Source organism: Collinsella sp. AF14-35 (assembly GCF_003464565.1).
Taxonomy (GTDB): domain Bacteria; phylum Actinomycetota; class Coriobacteriia; order Coriobacteriales; family Coriobacteriaceae; genus Collinsella.
Genome location: NZ_QRZD01000019.1, coordinates 1 through 17,543, shown reverse-complemented (window position 1 = coordinate 17,543; position 17,543 = coordinate 1). Strand labels below are relative to the sequence as shown.

Here is a 17,543-nt window from a genome sequence, read left to right as displayed (position 1 = left end):
CTCGCACACGTTGCTTCTGCCGAATCTATCTTGCTTTAAGCATCTTGGCCCCGTTGTGTTATTCTAGAACAGACGTTCGTGAATGATGCGCGGGGCCTTGTCTTGCGCTGTGCTTGTGGCGAGGGGAGGCTGGCTTGGTCATTTTGGGTATCGACCCCGGTTTGGCCCACACGGGTTGGGGGATTATCGAGGAGCGGCGCGGTGAGGTTCGCTGCCGTGCCTACGGTTGTATCGAGACCAGCGCGGGCAGTCCGCTCGCGGTGCGCCTGTCGCATATCGCCCGTGACCTCAAGGGCGTTGTCGAACGCTATCGACCCGATACCGCTGCTATCGAGAGCATTTACTTTGGCGCCAACGTTCGCTCGGCCATCCCTACGGCGCATGCCCGCGGCGCCGCGCTCGTGGCGCTTTCGGAATGCGCGCTCGAGATTGGCGAGTACACGCCTATGCAGATTAAGCAGGCGGTTGTGGGCACCGGCGCCGCGGACAAACGGCAGGTCGCGTATATGGTTCGTACGCTCACGCAGCTCGATCACGACCCGCATCCCGACCATGCCGCCGATGCCCTGGCCTGCGCCATCTGCCACGTTAACCTCAGCCGCACCCGGGCGCTTACCGGCGGCGAGTTCTATCAACAGAGAGGAACCGGATACTGATGATCTCCCAGCTCCATGGAACGCTTGTCGAGGCCACGATGAGCTCGGCCGTTGTCGATGTATCGGGCGTGGGCTTTGAGCTCGGTATTTCGGGCAGCACTGCGGCCACGTTGCCGACGCCTGGCGGCGAGGTTCGCCTCTACACGCGCATGCAGGTGCGTGAGGACGCCATGACGCTCTTTGGTTTTGCCTCCAAGGACGAGCGCACGATGTTCGATCGGCTCGTGTCCGTCTCGGGTGTCGGTCCGCGCCTGGCGCTTGCCGTGCTTTCCACCTATACCGTGGGACAGCTGTATTCCCTGGTGATGGCCGAGGACGACAAGGGCATGGCCAAGGTACCCGGTGTGGGTAAAAAGACCGCCCAGCGCCTCATCTTGGAGCTCAAGAGCACCTTTGCCAAGGATGAGGGCTTTGTGCCGGTCGACGTGATCCCGGGGCAGGTTGCGATGCCGGTCCCCGCCGCCGCTCCCTTGGCGATCGATGACGCCCGTGCGGCGCTCCTTTCCATGGGCTTTAGTCCGCAGGAGACCGATGTCGCTCTGAGCGGGTATGATGGGCAGGATATGCGTGTCGAGGATCTGCTCGGCGCGGCGCTTAAGCGACTCGGAATGGATGCGTGATGTGGGAAGCCGATGACTCTCAGGACCTGTGGGCGACGCCCGGCAACTCGCCGGCGGCATCCATGGCGCACGGCGAGCGCATGGTGGGCTCGGAGCTGACGGCCGAGGACCTCGATGTCGATCGCACTTTGCGCCCCCAGCGCCTGGACGATTACTGCGGCCAGGAGCATATCAAGCAGAGCCTGCGCGTGTTGATCGAAGCGGCGCAGAGCCGTGGCGAGACGCTCGACCACGTGATCTTCTCGGGCCCTCCGGGTCTGGGCAAGACCACGCTGGCTACGGTTATCGCCAACGAGCTGGGCGCTCAGATCAAGACCACGAGTGGCCCTGCCATCGCGCGCACCGGCGACCTGGCAGCCATCCTTACTAACTTGCAGCCGGGTGATGTGCTGTTTATCGACGAGATCCACCGCCTCAACCGTTCGGTCGAGGAGGTCCTGTACCCCGCGATGGAGGACTTTGCCCTCGATATCGTGATTGGCAAGGGTCCGGCGGCGCGCTCGATTCGCCTGGATATTCCCAAGTTTACGCTGGTGGCGGCAACGACCCGCTCAGGCATGTTGACCGGCCCGTTGCGCGACCGCTTTGGCATTTCATATCGCCTGGATTACTACACGGTCGAGGAACTCGCGCAGATTGTTACGCGCTCGGCGACTATCCTGGGCGTGACGATCGACCATCCCAGTGCACTCGAGATCGGCTCGCGTTCGCGCGGCACGCCACGTCTTGCCAACCGCCTGCTCAAGCGCGTGCGCGATTACGCACAGGTGCGCGGCAACGGCCCCATCGAGCTCGATATCTGTCGCCAGGCGCTCGAGTTCTTCGAGATCGATGAGCTCGGTCTGGACTGGATGGATATTCGCATTTTGGAGACGCTCGCTAAGACGTTCTCCGGTCGTGCCGTGGGACTTACGACCCTTGCCAGCGCGGTGGGCGAGGACCCGGGCACGCTCGAGGATGTCTATGAGCCGTATCTGCTGCAGTGCGGGTTGATGATTCGTACGCCGCAGGGCCGTCAGGCAACCCTTCGCACCTTTGAGCACCTGGGGATTGAACCTACCGTTTAGGGCGCTTTGTTTTGGCGGGCTGTTGGGCTATCGCTGGGCATCGGGTAAACATATCGCCGTTCATCGGTTATGGGTGTTTTACTATTGCGCGCCCGTGCTATGCTGAATTGGTCTTTTTCTCATTCGGTAACGAAAGGACCGCCCATGCCTACTGACATCGAAATCGCACGTTCTGTCACGCCGCTGCCTATTACCGAGGTGGCCAAGAACGCCGGCGTCGACGTTAAGCACCTTATTCCGTACGGCTTCGACAAGGCTAAGGTCGACTATTCGCTGCTCAACGAGCCGACCGATCACCAGGCCAAGCTCGTCCTCGTGACCGCTATCAACCCAACGCCTGCGGGCGAGGGCAAGACCACCACGACCATCGGTCTGGCCGATGGCCTGCGTCGTCGCGGCGTCAAGAGTGCCGTGGCCCTGCGCGAGCCTTCGCTCGGCCCCGTCTTTGGTGTTAAGGGCGGTGCTGCCGGCGGCGGCTGGGCTCAGGTGATCCCCATGGAGGATATCAACCTGCACTTTACCGGCGACTTCCATGCCATCGGTGCTGCCAACAACCTGCTGGCCGCCATGCTTGATAACCACATCCAGCAGGGCAACCAGCTTGGCATCGACGTTAAACGCATCACTTGGAAGCGCGTCGTCGATATGAACGACCGTCAGCTGCGCCATGTCATCGACGGTATTGGCGGCAAGGCCCAGGGCGTGCCGCGCGAGGACGGCTTCGATATCACCGTTGCCTCCGAGGTCATGGCAATCCTGTGCCTGTCCACGAGCATCAATGGCCTCAAGGAGCGCCTGGGCGAGATTGTTGTCGGCTACAGCTATGCCGGCGAGCCCGTTCGCGCCCGTGACCTTAAGGCTCAGGGTGCCATGGCGGCCCTGCTCAAGGATGCGCTCAAGCCCAATCTGGTGCAGACGCTCGAGGGTACGCCCGCGTTTGTCCACGGCGGTCCCTTCGCCAATATTGCCCACGGCTGCAACTCCATCATGGCCACGCGTATGGCGATGCGCTTTGGCGATGTCGCCATTACCGAGGCCGGCTTCGGTGCCGATCTGGGTGCCGAGAAGTTCCTCGACATCAAGTGCCGCATGACGGGCGTTCGCCCCAGCGCCGTCGTGATCGTCGCGACCGCTCGTGCGCTGAAGTACAACGGTGGCGTCGCCAAGGCCGACCTCAACGAGGAGAACCTCGAGGCACTCAAGGCCGGCATGCCCAACCTGCTGCGTCACGTCGACAACATCCAGAACGTTTATGGTCTGCCCTGTGTGGTCGCCATCAACCGCTTCCCGACGGACACCGAGGCTGAGCTTGCGCTCATCGAGTCCGAGTGCCAGAAGCTCGGCGTCAACGTTAAGCTTTCCGAGGTCTGGGCCAAGGGCGGCGAGGGCGCGCTCGAGCTTGCCGATGAGGTCATGCGTCTGATTGAGCAGCCGAGCGAGCTCAAGTTTGCCTATGAGGACGGCGCCGATGTCGCCGACGCTCTTGAGGCCATTGCCACCAAGGTCTACCGCGCCGATGGCGTTGACTTTACGCCGGCCGCCAAGCGCCAGCTCGCCGAGCTGCGCGAGAACGGCTTTGGCAACCTGCCGGTGTGCGTGGCCAAGACGCAGTACAGCTTTAGCGACAACGCCAAGGCCCTGGGCGCTCCCGAGAACTTCCGCATCACGGTGCGTGAGCTCAAGGTTTCCGCCGGTGCCCACTTTGTGGTCGCACTGACCGGCAGTGTTCTGACCATGCCGGGCCTGCCCAAGGTCCCCGCGGCTGAGAACATCGACGTCGACAACGACGGCAACATCACCGGCCTGTTCTAAGCTTGTTGCCCATAGCTGCTTGCCCGCCCCGTCGCGCCTACCAAGGCCCGGCGGGGCTTTTGTTTTCTAGCCGCGCTTGTCTTGTAGATATGGACGGGCTCTGTCCGTCACGGGCTTTTGCGCGGGTAGAATGCATGGATAACTTGATGCTTACGGGCGACGGAAAGGAATCGTTGCATGGATCAGGACAAGACAACCGTGATGGGCGGCTACGGTTCCGCGCAGGCTGGCGATAGCGCCGATGCGACCCGCGTTGTTCCCAACCCCGGTTATACCGACCCCGCCGCGACGCAGCCTTCTGCCGAGCCAACCCGGGTTATGGGCTATGGCGACACAGCGCGGGATTCTTATGCCGTATCTTCGCAAGGCCCCTATGGCAACGCAGCTCCGGACCCGTTTGATTACGCGCCGCAGGATTCTTATGCCGCCTCGACGCCGAATCCCTATGATGACCTGCCGCAAAATCCCATTCCGCAGCCTCAGCAGACGACGTATATGCCTCGCACGGCGCAGTCTCGCTACGAGTCGCGCGAGCCGTATCGCGAGTACCCCAAGTCGATTCCGCAATATGGCGAGGACGAGGAGAAGAAGCCGTCGCGTTCGTCGAGCGTGATCAAGAAGATCCTCATCGTGCTGGCGATCTTCTTTGCGCTGTCGGTTGTGTTTGCCATTGTGTCGGGCATGCTCAACAAGCGAGGGAGTTCAACGGCTGATACCGCTGCCGAGCAAACCGAGTCCGCCTCGTCTAGCACCGTCGATCTGAGCGATATCCCGGGGCAGTACTGGTCCAACGCCAAGAAACTTCTCAAGTCGCGCGGCGCCAATCTTTCGAATGCCGTGGTCCTGACTGATGATGGCTCAACGCCCGTCATCGATGCCAACTGGGTCGTTACTTCTGCTTACTATAACGACAGCGGCAACCTCGAAATTCAACTCACGCACAAGAATAGCTCGGGCAACTCGCCCGACGGCCAAAGCGGTACCGACAGCTCGAGTTCCAATACGCTGGAGGACTTGAGCAACAAGGCACAGGAGTTGGGAGACAAGGCGCAAGAGCTGGGCGATACGGCACAAAACCTGGGCGACACCGCGCAGAACTTGGGCGACATGGCGACGGGTGCCTGGAATGCACTGCAAAACGGCATCTCGGGCGCGCAGGGAAACTAGCTGTTAAGCGGGCTACAGCTGTTCAGCCGGACGGTCGGGCGAGCTAAAGCCCGAGTCAAACGTAACGACGCATGAGGCATTGGGTCGGCGCTCGTGCACGATGCGCGTGACGAGCTCCAGCAGCTCCTCGTCGGATATGTCAAAGCCGTCGGGGCGCACCAGGTCAAACGAAACGAACCCGTCGTGCTCGTGCAGGTCGTGGATGGAGAGCGCGGGGTCGATCTGCATAACGCCGCGCTTGACCCAGCCGCGCAAATCATCGCCGGTTGTCGCGATGGGGTCGCAGTGCAGCGTGATGCCAATGCCCATCTGGCGCTTGATGTCGTGCTCGATGGTGTCCAGGATCTCGTGGTGCTCAAATGCGTCGCCCTCGCCGGGCATCTCCACGTGAGCGCTGGCAAACTGACGACCGGGGCCGTAGTCGTGCACCATCAGGTCGTGTGTGCCCAAGACCTGCGGATAGGACATGATCTTGTCGCGGATTGCCTGGACGAGCTTGGGGTCGGGCGCTTGCCCCAGCAACGGGCTGATGGCGTCGCGCACTAGGCCCATGCCGCTGATGCAGATGAAGATGCCCACACCCAGGCCTGCCCAGCCATCGAGGTCAAAGCCGGTCGTCTGCGAAATAAGCGCCGCCACCAAGACCGAGCCCGAGGTGATGACGTCGTTTTTGGAGTCCTGTGCTGTGGCAATGAGTGTTTCGGAATCGATACGGTTGCCCAGCGCGCGGTTGAATGCGGCCATCCAGAGCTTAACGAGCATGGATGTAGCCAGTGCCGCAAGGGAAACGAGCGTGTAAGCGGTGGGGGAAGGCTTGATGATCTTGGTGACCGACTCGAGGATCAGGTTGATGCCGACGGCGCAAACCAGGACGGCGACGAACAAGCCGGCGAGGTACTCGTAGCGGCCGTGGCCATAGGGGTGGCCTTCGTCTGCCGGGCGGCTGGCGAGGCGGAACCCGAGCAGGCTCACGATGTTGCTCGAGGCATCGGAGAGGTTGTTGAAAGCGTCGGCGATGAGGGAGACGGAGCCAGCGAGCAGGCCCGCGATGCCCTTGGCCAGGCACAAGGTGATGTTGAGGCCAATGCAGATGAGGCTTGCGGCGAAGCCCGCGTTGGTGCGGCGGGAGGTATCGACCGGCTCGCCCTCGCTGCCGGGAACAAGCGTATGTACCAGCCGATTTACAAATAGCATAGCGGTCGTCCTCACAATCATGTTTAAGGGGATAGTGTAGCTCGCGCGGGGGCGCCGTGCACCGATGCTCAGAAAATGCAGCAATAGTCTGCCGGTGCTAACGAGCGAGCCTTCTCGTCTGCCTGGGTGCTCGATTTTGGGCCACATGGGTATGGGCACGTGCTTACCTGCCCGACATACTTAATGTCGACAGCCCCAGTGCAAAGGAGGACGTATTCATGGACGAGATGTTTGCCATTAAATGCCAAAACTGCGGCGGCCCTATGTACTCACACCAGGCTAAACGCAGCTTTGAGTGCGCCTATTGCGGCACGGTCGTTCCGTGGCAGGCCGATGCGGGGGAGCCCAAGAGCGCCCTGGGCATTCGCCATACGCCACTGACGGTTGTCGATGGGCTGCTTAAGCTCACGCATGTGTCGCAGCTCGAGCGCCCGGTGGACCCCGACTGGTATTTCTTTAATGAGCACTGGCGCAATCAGTCGGTTCTGGAGCATCTGCTGTGGGAAGACCGCGGCACGGCCCAGGAGTTCCAAGAGGCCACGCACGTGAGCATCCCCTGTCCCTTCTGCGGAGCGTCCTTTGAGGGCGAGTCGACCCAGCGCGTGTTTGAGTGCCCGTCCTGCGGCAATAAGATCGGTGTCGCCGACCTGCTCAAGCCGGGGACGTTTAGCAAGCGCCTGACCATGGGCGTTGGTGCGGAATATGTGCCCGAGCAGGGTATTCCCTGCGAGATAACGCCGCAGCAGGCGCGCGCCAATGCGCTTGAGCTGGTGCGCCGATATCCAGACGCCTTTGCCGGTCACGATGTGGAAGACGCGATTCAAAACGACATGATGCTCTTCTACTTCCCCATGGCGCTCGCGGACCTGCGCATGATGGCGTCCTTCCCGGGCAAGGGCCTGAGCAAGGAGACCCTGGTGTACTACGAGGTGCTCGACTGGGCATATCCCAGGGCAAACTACCTGGACGTTCGCCTTATGGGCATTCTGGAGCCATGGGACTTTGCCAAGGTTGGGTCGTTCGACCCGGCCATGCAGGAAGGCGACTTCCGCGTTGTCTCCGTCGATGCGTCCACCAAGGACCAGGTGGTCATTGACAAGCTGGCGCTCGACATTGTTGGCAACGATGCCGAGACTTTCCTGGGGCTCAATAAAAAGAGCATCCGCACCTGGGCGCGCAAGGCCCGCAAGCACAAGGACGGCCTGGTTATGGTGCCGGTCTACTTTGTCGATCGTCCCGCGTCGGATGGACGTAATGGCGAGCAGGTGCGCATTGCCGTGAACGGCCAGACGGGCCGTGCGGCGGCGGTGGTGTTTAGCGACAAGCGCGAGACGCATATTGTGGCGCCGCTCAATCCGAGCCTGCATCTGTCCGGCGAAAGCACCGTTCACGCCACGCCCGTCGAGGTCAAATACGTTAAATCGCCGTTTCTATACCAGATCGTACGCCGTGGAGGCGGCGAGCAGCAGCATCAGGTGGCAGCGGTCGCCGAGGGTTCTTATCGAGAAGAAAAGCCCAAACGCAAGGGCTTGTTCGCTGCGATCTTTGGTAAGTAGGGGAGTGGTGCCGGTTGGCTCGCGAGAGTGCGCAACATCCCGCCCGTGATGGCAGATGTAAATAAACGGTGGAACGGCTGTAAAAGAGCCTTGCCACTGGGTAAAATCAGGATGTGCCGCGGAACCCGCTCCTCAGCTACTCAAACTTCGGAGACGCGGGCAACGCAGGTGCTATCGTCTTAAAGGGTCGGCTGCAACCGGCCCTTTTCTATGACTCCCTTCGCTATCCGTTACTGCTTATATTCCCGCCAGATCGAGTAGAGGTTCCGGACGATGCCGGTTACATACATCGAGAGGCGCAGGATTTCAAGAAACAAGTTCATAGGCTTCACCCCAATCAGAGATTAGAGCGTTGCCCGCAGGCGGATTCCGCGGCAGGCATAATTCTACCTCACGGGCCGCGGTGGAGGATAGCCTGCCCCCTGGTTTTGAGCAGTGTCGATCTAACGGGCGATCAAACCTCTAGTACTCTTTGAATTGAGCAAGCATCTGCCCGAAGAAGCTTAGTTCGGATGGCTCATAAATGATCGAACCGCCGTCCGCGGTCCTGTAGACCCCGCAGGGGAGGTAACGCCCGTCGGGGAGGATATAGAGGCTAGCTTCTTCCTTCAGTCCTACTGGAAATAGCGGAATCCCGTTTTCGTCCACTTGGAACTCGTCTATATTTGCGACCTTCCTCTCCATGATGCCTCCTGCCTTATTTCTTGAATGGCGCCCTAAAACAGGCAGCTCTCAATCAACTCTTTACCGCGCAAGGTGTCGACCCACTCCTGCGGGATGCCCTCGATACCGTATACCGTGCCGGCGAGGGCGCCGGCGACGGCTGCGGTGGTGTCGGTGTCGTCGCCCAGGTTGACGGCGGCAAGCACGCAGGCTTCGTAGCTGTTGGTGTTCACAAAGCACCAGGTAGCGGCTTTAAGCGTGTCACGCACGAAGCCGCCGGAACTGATTTCGTGCTCGGGCGCGCTTTTTAGCTGCAGCGCCCACGAGGGGAGCGCGCCGTTCATCACGTCCCTCATCAGCTCAACAAATATGATGCATGCGTCGGTCGACGTTCTGTGGGCGTGCGTAATCGCCGAGACTTTGCTGACCTCTTCGTCTGTCGCATCGGTGAACGCCAGGGGAGCGATGCGCATGAGCGATCCGTTGCCGTTGTCGCGTTCGCCGGAGCCTCCTTTGCCGGTGTGCAAGGCGCGGGCGGTTGTGCCGCCGTAGTCGAAAACGCCGTCGATCGTATACTCGCCACGGGCAATCCAGCTCACGAATTTGTCGCGCATGTCCTCGGTGTCAATGCGGCCGAGCTCTCTGATGGAGTCGCGGGTGGCGAGCGTCATAGATGTGTCGTCGCTCCAGGTGCCGGCGGGCTGCTCGTGCGTGCCGTAGCCGATCATGTCGGTGCATTCGAACGTGCCACGAGGTCTGAACTCGTAGGGAACGCCCAGCGCGTCACCGACGGCAAGCCCATAGATGCAGTCGCGCAGTGTTGTTTTCGGTCTGTGTGTCATGGAAAGCTCCTCTTTTCCCGGGTGATGTGGAGCGCCGTCGGGGGTATCGGTCGCAACGTGCTGCTATCCTTGCACTTCGCCATTAGTCGCTTCGTTGATGGCGCGGTACTCGGCACTCAGCTCGCGCGCCAGCTCTTCCTTGCTTGGAAGATACGGCAGGTATTTGGCGGCAAACACTTGGTCGTTGTCTTCGGGCAGCGTGTACTCAACGATCGAATCGCTTTTGTCCGCGCAGAGCACGATGCCTATGGGCGGATTGTCGCCTTCGTTCATGAGCTCACGCGTGTAGTAGTTCACATACATTTGCATCTGGCCCAGGTCCTGATGCGTAAGGTCATCGGTCTTAAGGTCGATGAGCACGAAGCAGCGCATCAGATAGTTGTAAAAAACAAGGTCAATATAGAAATGGCGCCCATCAAAGGTGATGCGCTTTTGGCGCGCCTCGAAAGCGAAGCCACGGCCAGGCTCCAGCAGGAACTTCTGAAGATGTGTGATGAGCGCCTGCTCTAGATCGCTCTCGCGAAACGCAGTATCGTCCGAGAAACCTAAAAACTCCAGTACATATGGATCGCGGATGATATCCTCGGGGCGACGAGCTGGGGCGCTCTTTTGGATTTCTTGGGTGACAGCCTCCTTGTCTTTGCTGGCAAGTAGGTGCTCGCGGAACATGGTGTTGATCTGGCGTTCGAGCTGGCGCGTGCTCCAGCGAGAGTCGGCGCATTCGTTCATGTACCAGGTGCGAGCTTCGGGGTCAGGAATGCGTATTAACCTGCGGTAATGTGTCCAGCTCAATTCGGGACGCAGTGAGTCCCGAATTGGAAATGCAAGATAGAACTGACGCATTTTGCGCAGCTCTCTTGCTTCAAAACCTTTACCAAAATCCTTGGTAAGTCTGATTGCGAGGGCCTTGAGCAGCGCCTCTCCATACTTGGCGCGCTCCTCTCCGCCCTGCTCATCAACTATGCTCTTGCCGATCTCCCAATACGCCTCAACCATCGCAAAGTTAACGGCGGTATAGGCCTTGTCGCGAGCGGCGTTGAGAATCGAGGAAACCTGCTTGTAAAAACCTTCGGGCACGATTGCCGATTCTCCACGGTTTACCAGTTCGCCCATCACTGTCGCCCCACTTTCCTCTTGTGGAATGCATCTTTATCTCATCTAGTTTAAAGCCTCGCGCGGACACGAATTGCTGTGCTGTCTGGCACCTTCGCATGGGAGCCTTGCGGTGACTAAAATGTGGCCATAGAGGCAGTTTTAGCGAACCCCGCGGGAGTGACACGCATGGATAACAACACTTTGCTGTTCCAGGACAAAAGTTCGGGTAGGTTTAAAGACGTTAAGGTCTACCCCAACCGTATTGAGGTGCTCAAGAAGGGCGCTTTTGGTGGCAAGCACACCGAAATTGTCTATCTTAAGGACATTACGGGCGTCAATAGAATCAAAGGCCGCGATGTTTTTCTGCGTAACAGGCTGTTGACTGCTTGCGTCTTTAGCCTGAGCAGCCGTGCGAAGGCCCAGGAGTTTGTTAACGCGCTGAACATGGTGATGTAGCCTATGGCGGCGTTTGGGCCAAGGTAAAAATCGGGGGCACAGAACGGTATTCTGCGCCCCGATTGAGTTGATGCGCCCAAAAAACTGGCTTGCCTATTCGTTAACGTCCTCGGTATTGTCGCGGTCATTGGCAAGCAGTGCTGTGCCGGCGACCGTTGTCGCCACGGCGGCGGCAGCGAGCCCGGCGGCAACGCCAGAGCTGTCGCCCGTGTCGGCGAGCTTTCCGCCCGAGCTCTTGCCCTGGTCGCTCTTGTTGCCGCCGCCGTTCTTGTCGGCGCCGCCTGCGTTGGAACCCGTGCCGCTGCCGGTGCCGCCTGCACTGCTCGAGGCCGCTACGGTAAAGCTTGCTGCTCCATCGCTGGCGAGCGTGTAGTTCTGTGCTGCGTCGCCCAAAAGGCCTTTCGCGCGCACCCAGTACGTCCCTGCGGCAAATGTTTCGCCCTCGGCCATTGCCGTGCCCGGAGCGCCGTTCGCGTCGTGCACAAACTCGAGCTGGGCCGTGCAGGCATCGGTTTCGAGCTTGCCGTCGAGCAGCGCCGTGATCTTGGCGCGCACGTCCTCGCCGGCCTTAAGGCCTTCGAGCCCCTCAAAGTGGGGTGTCAGCGCGCGTGGATCGATATCGATGGGCACGGAGCCCCGCAGCTCCGTAACGGTCTCGTTGCCCAAGGCGTCGACATCCACATATTCGATGGCAAACGCATGGCCCGAAGCCGCCACGTTGAGTACGTTGCTGCTGTCGACAAGGCGGAAATGGCCCTCGCCAACGGTCTTGCCATCCTGGAGCGAGGCATCGCTCAGCGAGTCGCCGTACGTCATGCGCATGCGGCTCGGGAGGTAGTACGAAGCTGTCTGCTTGTGCTGTGTATCGTAATCGTAATTGCGCTGGTAGATGCTCCGGGCCAGCGCCGCATCAACAAAGTCGGATGCGATGATGCCAATGTGCTTGAGGTAATCTGACTTTGTTTCCTCGTTGTCGCTGGGGTTGATGTACGGGCTCTTGTACAGATGCTCGTTGACTACTCGTGCCGAGGTAAAAGGATTGCCTCCGTGCGACAAGCCCGTGCAGCTGGTGTAGTTGATAGACCAGCAACGCTCCTGGACTTGCACCTTGGCCCCGTCATCGTCCACGACGTCCACCTTGTTGCGCGTGCGCCCGGTCGTTTCCTTCAGCGCATTATCGACCCAGCTGAGCTTGTCGGTTCCCGTGAGTTTGTACTTGTCCTGGGCGTATACCTTGGTGCAATAGGGCTCTTTGTCGCCTGTTTCCCCCGCGGCTTCAAAGCCCCGCGCGTCTTGGACGAGACACATAGTGGCGCTGTCGGAGTGAGCCTTGATCTTGTCATCCCATTCGGTAAGGTCGAGGCCCCACGTGTGGCCGCTTACACTGTTGCCGGCGAGCCTAAATCGACGCAGCAGAACGATCTTTCCGCGCACCTCGTGTAGCGTGGGGATTCGGCTCGACGTATAGAACAGTTTGGGGTTGTCGTCCAAAACCTTGGCGAAAGCCGTCGTAACACTTTCGTCGGTAGCCTCGTCGTTGCCTCGTGATACAAGCATGATGAGCGCTTCTGTCGGGTTTTCGTTCAAAAACGTTTTGAAGTAGCCTATGACATCGGAAAGATGCATAAAGTACGCGTCTTTTTTGAGCAGGTAGTAATCCCCGTGGTCGATACCGGGGTCGTCGCCCTTTCCGAGCCGGATATCAAAATAGCGAATGCCTTCGAGCAACTGCGTGGGAATGTAATCCTGCTGGCATTTTACTTGCGAGGATTGGGGCTCAGTGTCGTTGTCCACGCTGCGGGTGCCCGAATCGTGCGTACCCGGGATGCTCAGCTCGTCGAGGAACTTGTTGTCGTCGACGTATTTCATCCAACATGGCCCATCGACGTAGCTGCTGTACGTGATCCAGTCGAGGCTGCTAACCGTGGCATCGTTCTTTTTCATGTCGTAACCGATAAGTTCGAGCTCCCACGGAATGCTCTTACTCTTATGGCAGATCTTATTGTTGTCCTGGTCTTCGCCGTTCGATTCTATTGCCAGGTACTTAATGTCTTTTTTCTCGGTTTCTTTCTCGACCGTGCGGTCTCGGATGATATAGGTTCCGTTTGATTGACGCTCGAACGCAAAAGCGCGGCTGGGCTTGTTGTCATACTCGCCGCCCCATACGTGGATGACCTTTCCATCTTTGTCAGAGTCGTCGTCGACCGACCAAATGCTGTAGCCCGTCTTTTTATGCTCTTCGAAATTGAGCAAGGTGCGGATAGCATACCAGTTTGTATCGTCATTCTTGGTCGTTACGTTCTCAAGGATGAGCTTGCTGGACGTGCCGTCGTTAAACAGGTGGCAGACGTTGCCGCGAACGTTGCCGTCTTGGTTGACGCTCGCGGTGCGAAAAAAGCCCGCGGGGCGAAGGCGAATGACGAAATTACCGAGGTGCTCCGCCGGTTTGGGCGTGTCGTCTGCAAATGCCGCTCGCAGGGGAATGCCCGGTGCCGCGGTTTCTGGCAGGCTTGCAAGCGGCGACAGTGCCGCAAGACCTAAGCCCAGCGTAAACGCTCGGCGACTGATGGCATGATGTTCGGCCATGACTCCTCCATTCGCAGGGTGCGGTTATGCGATAGTTTTGGTCACTATACTGCCCAGATGTTTAAAGATGCTGGTTTAATTGTCTGCGCGGCGCAATAAATCGGTGGGCGGACGTGTTGGGGTGTTTGTCGTTTTCGTACTGTTGCCACATTTGGGGCGGTTCCGGCGTCCGGCATCCTCGCGTTCGTCGGCTACAGGCATAAGAAAGGGAGGGTCGGTTTACCGGCCCTCCCTGGGTACGAAGCGCTGGGGTACCGTCGCTTGTTTGCACTGCGACCGTGTTTCCCGTTGCGCTCGCCAGTCGCTTAGCGCTTGATCTCGATATCGTCGAGCTTGACGTCCATGGCCTCGGTCTTGGCCTCGGCGATGTCGTCGGCAAATTCCAGAGACTTCATCATGGTCTCGACGGCGTCCTTGTGCTCCTCGACGTTGTCGATACGCACATACACACTGCCGCCGTCAACGTCGGTGAAGTATTCGGTCGTTACGCCGCCCGAGTGTGTATAGGAAGCGTTGCGCCAAGTCTTGCCGTTGTACTTGACGGGGTCATTCTCGGTCCACTCAAAGCTGGCATTCCACTTTGCCTCGTAGTCGAACAGCTCGTCGGCGTTCTTGTCAGGATCGAAGACGGGGATGAAGCGATCGCTGGCGTGCTCGCTCTCGGTGAACTTAAACTGGGCCCTGTCGGCAGTGTCGCCTGCGACGTCGGTGATCTCGACGCCCTCGGGGACCTCGACCTTAAACCAAATGAAGTCGGTCCTCATATCCACGGCTGGCTTTTCTGCTCCGCCGCCACCGCCACTGCCGGTAGCGCCGCCGCTGCCACCGCAGCCCACCAGGGCAACCGCGGCAAAGAGACTGATGCAGAGGGTGAGAATCGCAAAGGCCTTCTTTTTCATGGTCGTGTCCTCCTCGATCTGTAACCGCCCATGGATTACCTGCCTTTACTGTACGCGTGGACGGCTCGCTAGGGTGGGCCATGTGTCCCATTCTGAGGGCTGGAATTGCGCCGACAAGTGGCAATATGCGCGGGTCCAAAAGAGGGGAGGGCCGATGCTGTCGGCCCCCCCCCGGGTTGGGCGCCCGTTGTTTTAATGGGCGCATGCGCGCTGGTGCGCGTAGGCGCGTGCGGGTGTCCCGTTACTTGATCTCGATGCTCGAAATCTCGACTTCGCGTGCCTCGGAAACTGCCTCTGCCATGTCATCGGGGAACTCGATGGAGTTGAGGAGCGCCTCGGCTTCTTTCTTGTGCTGGTCGAAGTTCGAGATGAGGACGTAGGCGCTTCCCGGCTCAACGTCGGTAAAGAGGAGGGTTGTGATGCCACTGTTGTCCTCGTACGTTCCGACGAGCCACGTCCTGCCGTTATACTCGACGGACCCGCCATCCTTCCACTGGAACGTATCCCCCTTCTTTTCCGCCTGGTCGGCGTGGGATTCCTCGGCAGTCAGCGCTTTTTTCCAAACGGGGATAAAACGATCGGCCGAGGCGTTCTCGTCTTCGGGGAAGGTGAGCTGGACCCTGCCGGCATTCTTGCCGGCGGAGTCGCTTACGCCGACGCCCTCGGGCATCTCGACCTTAAACCAGATAAAGTCGGTCTTCTTGGCGACGGGGGTCTTTTCCTTGCTCTCGCTCTTGGAGGCGCTGCTGCCGCCCGATGCGCTCCCGCCGCAGCCGACAAGGGCAAATGCGGCAAAGAGGGCGATGCAAAGGGAAAGGATCGATAGGGTCTTTTTCTTCATGGTGGCGTCCTCCTTGTCTGCCAGGGACATCGTGTGCCGCGGATCGCTGGGGCGGCGGTTGCGCGTGCACATGATGACTTTGTTTGCTGTGCGGTGATTCCTCCATTCGTCGTCCGGTGCCGTGATGAGCGTTGCCCCAACATGGGGCTCTTTACCTATATGTATGCCCTAGTTGCCGCTGCCCGGGAGTCTCGAAACGTGGGCCATGTGTCCCATGTTTGCGTTGGCATGGCCTATCGTTCGTCATAGAAATCCGCGATGGCCAGGTGTGCTGACGCCCATGTGCTTATGGGCTAGACTTAGCACCATTACGTGTTCGATGCGGTTGGTCGGCGGTTGCCGCCTGACCGATGTATATGTCTTGAAGGTGCGTGCGTATGATCCAAGAGATGATGGATAAAACCTGTCGAGAGTTTGCCGAGGCACTTGCCGCACGCGAGCCGGTTCCCGGCGGTGGCAGCGCGAGCGCCTTTGTGGGCGCGCTGGGCGCCTCGCTGTGCGGAATGGTTGCCCGCTACGGTGCGACCAATCCCGCGCTTGCTGATCGTGCGGATGACCTGACGCGTGCGTTTGCCCATGCTGATGAGCTGGCCCAGGAGCTTGTCGAGTTGGTTGCCGAGGACGTTCGTGCCTATGGGCAGGTGTCCGCGGCATACGGTATTCCGCGTGACGATCCGGCTCGAGCGACCGCGATTCAGGATGCGCTGCATGTGGCCGCTATGCCGCCGTATCGCATTATGGATGCCTGCGGGCGTGCGCTGGCGCTGCTCGAGGACATGGCCGACAAGGGTTCGCGTCAGCTGCTGTCCGATGTGGCGTGCGGCGCCGTGTTCTGCCGTTCCGCTATGCAGGGCGCGAGCTTGACGCTCTTTGCCAACACCACGTCTATGAAGGACCGGGCGCGCGCCGAGGAGCTCGAGACCGCGTGCGATGAGCTGCTGGACACGTGGTTGCCGCGCGCCGATGCGCTGGCGCGCCGCGCCGCCGACGCTGCAAGGAAGAGGGGATAGCCATGGCTGAACTGCTGAAGGGCGCTCCCGTCGCCCGCGCGCTGACTGAGGAACTTGCTGCTCGCTGCGCAGCCCTGCGCGAGCGAGGCGTTGTTCCGACGTTGGCTATCGTGCGTGTGGGTGAACGCGAGGACGACCTATCCTACGAGCGCGGTGCGCTCAAGCGCTGCGAGAAGGTTGGCATTGAAGCTCGCCGCGTTTTGCTTCCCGCCGATGTTTCTCAGGTCGAGCTGTTGGCGGCCATCGAGGACATCAATGCCGACCCCGCTGTTCATGGCTGCCTGATGTTCCGCCCGCTGCCCGCCGGCCTTGATGAGGATGCGGTTGCCGCAGCGCTCGATCCTGCCAAGGACGTTGACTCCATGACGCCGGCTTCGCTGCTCACCACGCTTTCGGGGCGCGGCGAGGGTTTTGCCCCCTGCACAGCCGAAGCCGTGCTTGCTTTGCTGGATCATTACGGCGTTGAGCTGGATGGAGCTAAGGTTGCTGTGGTCGGGCGCTCGCTGGTGATCGGGCGTCCCGTAGCCGCTATGCTTACGGCGCGCAATGCGACTGTGACGACGTGCCATACGCATACGCGCGACCTTGCTGCCGAGTGCCGTGCTGCCGACATTGTGGTTGCCGCCGTTGGACGCGCGCGTACGATTGGCGTGGATGCCGTTCGCGAGGACCAGACGATCATCGATGTTGGCATTAATTGGGACGAGGCCGCTGGCAAGCTGGTGGGTGACGTCGATTCTGATGCTGCGGAGCCGGTCGTTAACGCCATCACGCCCGTGCCGGGCGGCGTGGGCGCTGTGACGACGGCGATCCTCGCCAAACACGTGATCGAAGCGGCCGAGCGTGCATCGAAATAGGCGTTTTGGGCTGTTTGAGGGGTTAGTTCTATACCCCGTGGACAAAAAATGCCAAATATGAGTACTGTTGCCAAGATAGTCACATATATTTTAGGTCAAATAGGCTCTCTAACGATATTTATTATCGATAGAGAGCCTATTTTATTGGACCTATGAGGAATTACATCATCTAATTTTGGTGGCGCGCGCAGACGTGGTGTAAGAGCGTCCCGAGGTCCGTCG

At 59.8% G+C, this 17,543-nt stretch carries 16 protein-coding genes; 9 read left to right on the top strand and 7 right to left on the bottom strand.

Annotation, left to right across the window (positions count from 1 at the left end; translation table 11 throughout):
* Positions 1 to 134 precede the first annotated feature (134 nt).
* The 5 genes from ruvC to DWW12_RS07040 all read left to right on the top strand — a co-directional run bounded on the left by ruvC (position 135) and on the right by DWW12_RS07040 (position 5,322).
* A complete protein-coding gene (ruvC, locus tag DWW12_RS07060) occupies positions 135 to 656 on the top strand; it encodes a crossover junction endodeoxyribonuclease RuvC (RefSeq protein WP_035137351.1) in 522 nt (173 codons plus the stop codon).
* A complete protein-coding gene (gene ruvA / locus DWW12_RS07055) occupies positions 656 to 1,276 on the top strand; it encodes a Holliday junction branch migration protein RuvA (protein WP_117855582.1) in 621 nt (206 codons plus the stop codon). The genes ruvC and ruvA overlap by 1 nt, the downstream gene beginning before the upstream one ends.
* Positions 1,276 to 2,343, top strand: a complete 1,068-nt coding sequence (gene ruvB, locus DWW12_RS07050; RefSeq protein WP_022095140.1) for a Holliday junction branch migration DNA helicase RuvB — start codon at positions 1,276 to 1,278, stop codon at positions 2,341 to 2,343. Before ruvA ends, ruvB begins: the two co-directional genes overlap by 1 nt.
* A 144-nt stretch (positions 2,344 to 2,487) precedes the next feature.
* The gene (locus tag DWW12_RS07045) at positions 2,488 to 4,155 is read left to right on the top strand and encodes a formate--tetrahydrofolate ligase (protein WP_117855581.1); all 1,668 of its coding nucleotides are present in this window, start codon (positions 2,488 to 2,490) and stop codon (positions 4,153 to 4,155) included.
* Positions 4,156 to 4,332: 177 nt separating this feature from the next.
* Positions 4,333 to 5,322, top strand: a complete 990-nt coding sequence (locus tag DWW12_RS07040; protein ID WP_089572154.1) for a hypothetical protein — start codon at positions 4,333 to 4,335, stop codon at positions 5,320 to 5,322.
* 12 nt (positions 5,323 to 5,334) lie between these two features.
* On the opposite strand, the gene DWW12_RS07035 is transcribed toward DWW12_RS07040, so the two are convergent.
* Positions 5,335 to 6,516, bottom strand: a complete 1,182-nt coding sequence (locus DWW12_RS07035; protein ID WP_089572153.1) for a cation diffusion facilitator family transporter — start codon at positions 6,514 to 6,516, stop codon at positions 5,335 to 5,337.
* Positions 6,517 to 6,734: 218 nt separating this feature from the next.
* Here DWW12_RS07035 and DWW12_RS09940 point away from each other — a divergent pair, with 218 nt between their 5' ends.
* Positions 6,735 to 8,072 carry a hypothetical protein gene (locus tag DWW12_RS09940; protein WP_199570741.1) on the top strand — a complete coding sequence of 446 codons (1,338 nt, stop codon included), beginning with the start codon at positions 6,735 to 6,737 and terminating at the stop codon, positions 8,070 to 8,072.
* Positions 8,073 to 8,534: 462 nt separating this feature from the next.
* Here the strand turns inward: DWW12_RS09940 and DWW12_RS07025 are convergent, their stop codons facing one another.
* The 3 genes from DWW12_RS07025 to DWW12_RS07015 form a co-directional block, all read right to left on the bottom strand.
* A complete protein-coding gene (locus DWW12_RS07025) occupies positions 8,535 to 8,756 on the bottom strand; it encodes a hypothetical protein (protein WP_117758753.1) in 222 nt (73 codons plus the stop codon).
* Positions 8,757 to 8,788: 32 nt separating this feature from the next.
* Positions 8,789 to 9,577, bottom strand: a complete 789-nt coding sequence (locus DWW12_RS07020) for an ADP-ribosylglycohydrolase family protein (RefSeq protein WP_117855580.1) — start codon at positions 9,575 to 9,577, stop codon at positions 8,789 to 8,791.
* A gap of 63 nt (positions 9,578 to 9,640) precedes the next feature.
* Complete coding sequence (locus tag DWW12_RS07015) at positions 9,641 to 10,690, bottom strand: YhcG family protein (protein WP_117855579.1); 1,050 nt, start codon at positions 10,688 to 10,690, stop codon at positions 9,641 to 9,643.
* A 168-nt stretch (positions 10,691 to 10,858) separates the two neighbouring features.
* Here DWW12_RS07015 and DWW12_RS07010 point away from each other — a divergent pair, with 168 nt between their 5' ends.
* Positions 10,859 to 11,128 (top strand): hypothetical protein, encoded by a 270-nt coding sequence (locus DWW12_RS07010; RefSeq protein ID WP_117855578.1) that lies wholly within the window; start codon positions 10,859 to 10,861, stop codon positions 11,126 to 11,128.
* A 93-nt stretch (positions 11,129 to 11,221) separates the two neighbouring features.
* Here DWW12_RS07010 and DWW12_RS07005 read toward each other — a convergent pair whose 3' ends face one another.
* The 3 genes from DWW12_RS07005 to DWW12_RS06995 form a co-directional block, all read right to left on the bottom strand.
* Positions 11,222 to 13,714 (bottom strand): phosphatidylinositol-specific phospholipase C, encoded by a 2,493-nt coding sequence (locus DWW12_RS07005; RefSeq protein ID WP_117855577.1) that lies wholly within the window; start codon positions 13,712 to 13,714, stop codon positions 11,222 to 11,224.
* A 305-nt stretch (positions 13,715 to 14,019) separates the two neighbouring features.
* Positions 14,020 to 14,613 carry a hypothetical protein gene (locus DWW12_RS07000; RefSeq protein ID WP_117855576.1) on the bottom strand — a complete coding sequence of 198 codons (594 nt, stop codon included), beginning with the start codon at positions 14,611 to 14,613 and terminating at the stop codon, positions 14,020 to 14,022.
* A gap of 241 nt (positions 14,614 to 14,854) precedes the next feature.
* On the bottom strand, positions 14,855 to 15,454 hold the full coding sequence (locus DWW12_RS06995; RefSeq protein WP_147345476.1) for a hypothetical protein: 600 nt from the start codon (positions 15,452 to 15,454) through the stop codon (positions 14,855 to 14,857).
* Positions 15,455 to 15,831: 377 nt separating this feature from the next.
* Between DWW12_RS06995 and DWW12_RS06990 the strand changes: the two genes are divergently transcribed.
* Entirely contained in the window at positions 15,832 to 16,464 is a 633-nt protein-coding gene (locus DWW12_RS06990) for a cyclodeaminase/cyclohydrolase family protein (RefSeq protein ID WP_117855574.1), read from the top strand.
* Between the two features lie 2 nt (positions 16,465 to 16,466).
* Complete coding sequence (locus tag DWW12_RS06985; RefSeq protein ID WP_117855573.1) at positions 16,467 to 17,321, top strand: bifunctional 5,10-methylenetetrahydrofolate dehydrogenase/5,10-methenyltetrahydrofolate cyclohydrolase; 855 nt, start codon at positions 16,467 to 16,469, stop codon at positions 17,319 to 17,321.
* Positions 17,322 to 17,543 lie beyond the last annotated feature (222 nt).